The organism is Kitasatospora sp. NPDC056327 (genome assembly GCF_042261735.1).
Classification (GTDB): Bacteria; Actinomycetota; Actinomycetes; order Streptomycetales; family Streptomycetaceae; genus Kitasatospora.
This window is the reverse complement of sequence record NZ_JBHJRC010000453.1, coordinates 1-4,196: the sequence shown is the minus strand read 5'-3', so window position 1 is coordinate 4,196 and position 4,196 is coordinate 1. Positions and strand designations below refer to the sequence as shown.

The following is a 4,196-nucleotide window of genomic DNA, read 5'->3' as shown; positions in this document are numbered from 1 at the left end:
ACCGCCCACACCACCGGCCACACCACCACCTGGCCCACCCACGGCCACACCATCACCCTCCCCACCTACCCCTTCCAACGCACCCGCCACTGGCTGGAGGAGCGCCCCGGAGCCGCGGGCGACGTGCGCGCCGCCGGGCTCGGCGTGCAGCAGCACGGCCTGCTCGGCGCCGCGGTCGAGCTGGCCAACGGCGACGGCACCGTCCTCACCGGGCTCGTCTCGCTGCGCACCCACCCCTGGCTGGCCGACCACGGGGTGCTCGGCACCGCGCTGCTCCCCGGCACCGCGCTCGCCGAACTCGCCCTGTGGGCGGGCGAGCAGACCGGTTGCGCCGTCCTCGACGACCTGACCATCGACACTCCGCTCGTCCTGCCCGAGCAGGGCGCCGTCCACCTCCAGGTCACCGTCGGCGCGCCGGACGGGTCGGGCGGCCGCCCGGTCGCCGTGCACGCCCGCCCGGACGGCACGGACGCACCCTGGACCCGGCACGCCGCCGGCCGCCTGGTGGCCGCCGACGCGACCGACGGGCTGCCGCCCCTCCCCGGCACCTGGCCGCCGTCCGGCACCCCGCTGGACGTGGCCGCCCTCGCCGACCGGACCGCCGCCGCCGGACTCGACTTCGGCCCGGCCTTCCAGGGCGTCACGGCCGCCTGGCAGGACGGCTCCACCACCTACCTTGAGGTCGGGCTGGCCGAGGACCAGCGTGCCGACGCCGCCCGCTTCGGCCTGCACCCGGCGCTGCTCGACGCGGCGCTGCGCCCGCTCGCGCTCGGTGGCACGGCCGACGCGACCGGCACCGTCCGGCTGCCGTTCAACTGGTCGGGGCTCCGCCGGTACCCGTCGGCGGCGCCCGTCACGGACCTGCGGGTCCGGCTCACCGAGCAGGGCGAGGACGTCGTCACCGTCACCGCCACCGACCCGTCCGGCCGACTCGTCGCCGAGGCCGGGGCGCTGACGCTGCGCGGCGTCCGGCCCGAACGGCTCACCGCCGGACGGCTGCCGCTGTACGAGGTGGAGTGGACGCCGGTGCCGCCCGCCGGTGGCACCGCGCCCGAGACGGAGATCGTCGAACTGCCGGTGGCCGGCGGTGACGCCGCCGAGGCCGCGCACAGCACCCTGGCCCGGCTGCTCGACCTGGTCCGCACCCGGATCGCCGAGGACGGGCCCGCCGGCACGGCGCCCCTGGTGCTGGTGACCCGCGGGGCCGTCGGCAGCGGGCCGCGCGACACCGCGCACGCGGCGGCCTGGGGCTTCGTCCGCTCCGCCCGCGCCGAGCAGCCGGGGCGCTTCGTCCTGGTCGACTCCGACGGCACGCCCGCCTCCCGCGACGCCCTGACGGCGGCGCTGGCCACCGGCGAGCCGGAGCTGCTGATCCGTGACGGCGTGGTCCTCGCCCCCCGGCTGGTCCGGGCCGAGGCCTCGCCCGCGGCGCGCCCCTTCGGCCCGGACGGCACGGTGCTGCTGACCGGCGCCACCGGCGCGCTGGGCCGGGAGGTCGCCCGCCACCTCGTCACCGCGCACGGGGTGCGCGCCCTGCTGCTGGTGAGCCGCAGCGGCCCGACCGCGCCGGGCGCCGGGGAGCTTGCCGAGGAACTGACGGCGCTGGGCGCCCGGGTGACGGTCGCCGCGTGCGACGTCGCCGACCGGGCGGCGCTGGCCGCGCTGCTCGCCGGGCACCCGGTGACCTCGGTGGTGCACGCCGCCGGGGTCCTGGACGACGCCACTGTCGCCTCGCTCACCCCCGAACGGCTCGCCGCCGTACTGCGCCCCAAGGTCGACGCGGCGTGGAACCTGCACCGGCTCACCTCCGCCGCGGGCGAGTTGCAGCACTTCGTGCTGTTCTCCTCGGTGGCCGGAGTGCTCGGCACCGCCGGCCAGGCCGCCTACGCCGCGGCCAACGCCTTCCTGGACGCCCTCGCCGAACACCGGGTCGGCCTGGGGCTGCCGGCCGCCTCGTTCGCCTGGGGCCTCTGGGACTCGGGCGACGGCATGGCCGGACAGCTCGACGCCCGTGACCGGGCCCGGCTGGTCCGCGCCGGCCTGGCGCCGATGCCGACCGGGCAGGGTCTGGCCTGCCTGGACGCCCGGCTCGGGGCGGCGACCACCACGGCCGCCGCGCTCGACCTCGCCGCCCTGCGCCCGCAGGCGGACCGGGGGGAGCTGCCGGCGCTGCTGCGCGGCCTGGTCCGGGCCCCGCAGCGGGCCGCCGGCCGGGCTCCGGCCCGGCCCGCCGGCTCCCTGCTGGACCTGGTGAGGGCGACCGCCGCCGAGGTGCTCGGCCACCCGGACGCCTCGGCGATCGACGCCGGACGGCCGTTCTCCGAGATGGGCTTCGACTCGCTGACCGCGGTCGAGCTGCGCAACCGGCTCGGCTCCGTGCTCGGCCGGCGGCTGTCCGCCACGCTGATCTTCGACCACCCGTCCCCGGCCGCCCTGGCGGCGGAGCTCGACGGCGCGCGGACGGCGCCGGGCACCAGGGCCGCGGCGGTCGCCAGCGCCCCGGCCGCGGCCGACGAGCCGATCGCCATCGTCGGCCTGGCCTGCCGCTACCCGGGCGGGGTGCGCTCCCCCGAGGACCTGTGGCGCCTGGTGTCGGAGGGCGTCGACGCGATCGGCGAGTTCCCCGCCGACCGCGGCTGGAACGTCGACGACCTGTTCGACCCGGACCCCGCCAGGGCCGGTCACACCTACACCCGGCACGGCGGATTCCTGCACGACGCGGGCGACTTCGACGCGGACTTCTTCGGGATGTCCCCGCGCGAGTCGCTGGCCACCGACCCGCAGCAGCGGCTGCTGCTGGAGACCGCCTGGGAGACCTTCGAACGGGCCGGCATCGACCCGGCCAGCCTGAAGGGCAGCCGCACCGGCGTCTTCACCGGGATCATGTACAGCGACTACGGCTCGCGGCTCCAGCACGCGCCCCGCGACTTCGAGGGCTACCTGAGCAACGGCAGCGCGCCCAGCATCGCCTCCGGCCGCGTCTCCTACACCTTCGGATTCGAGGGCCCGGCGGTCACCGTCGACACCGCCTGCTCCTCCTCCCTGGTCTCACTGCACCTGGCCGCGCAGGCCCTGCGCAGCGGCGAGTGCGATCTCGCGCTGGCCGGCGGCGCCACCGTGATGGCCACGCCGACCACGTTCATCGAGTTCAGCCGGCAGCGGGGCCTGTCCCCCGACGGCCGCTGCCGGGCCTTCTCGGCGGACGCGGACGGCACCGGCTGGAGCGAGGGCGTCGGCCTGCTGCTCGTGGAGCGGCTCTCCGACGCCCGGCGCAACGGCCACCGGGTCCTGGCGGTCGTGCGCGGCAGCGCCGTCAACCAGGACGGCGCCAGCAACGGGCTCACCGCCCCCAACGGCCCCTCCCAGCAGCGGGTCATCCACCAGGCGCTGGCCAACGCCCGGCTGACGGTCGACCAGGTCGACGCGGTGGAGGCGCACGGCACCGGAACCCAGCTGGGCGACCCGATCGAGGCCCAGGCGCTGCTCGCCACCTACGGCCAGGACCGTCCGGCGGACAAGCCGCTCTGGCTGGGCTCGATCAAGTCCAACATCGGCCACACCCAGGCCGCGGCCGGCGTCGCGGGCATCATCAAGATGGTGATGGCCATGCGCCACGGGGTGCTGCCGAGGACGCTGCACGCGGACGAGGCCTCGCCGCACGTGGACTGGACGGCGGGCGCCGTACAGCTGCTGACCGAGCAGCGGCCCTGGGAGGAGAACGGGCGGCCGCGCCGGGCGGCCGTGTCCTCCTTCGGGATCAGCGGCACCAACGCGCACGTCATCATCGAGCAGGCCCCGGCGGAGGAGGCCGGGACCGCGCCGGCCGACCTGCCCACCGGCGACGCCGCGCCCTGGGCGCTGTCGGCGCGGACCGAGGAGGCCCTGGCCGAGCAGGCCGGACGGCTGATCGGGCGGATCACGGCGGACGGCGGCCTGCGGGACGCCGACGTCGCGCACTCCCTGCTCACGACACGCGCGCTGCTGGAGCGGCGCGCCGTGATCGTCGGCACCGGGCGGGAGGGGCGGATGGCGGCGCTGCGGGCGCTCGCCGAGGGGCGGCACGACCCCGGGCTGGTGCGCGGCAGTGCCGCGCGGCCGGGCAAGCTGGCGTTCCTGTTCACCGGCCAGGGCTCCCAACGCATCGCGATGGGCCGGGAACTCCACGCCACCGTCCCCGAGTTCGCCACCGCCTACGA

At 77.4% G+C, this 4,196-nt stretch carries 1 protein-coding gene; it reads left to right on the top strand.

Going from position 1 to position 4,196, the window contains the following annotated elements; translation table 11 throughout:
• A partial coding sequence (locus ACFCX4_RS35050; RefSeq protein WP_376151325.1) for a type I polyketide synthase occupies positions 1-4,196 on the top strand: 4,196 nt, incomplete at both ends.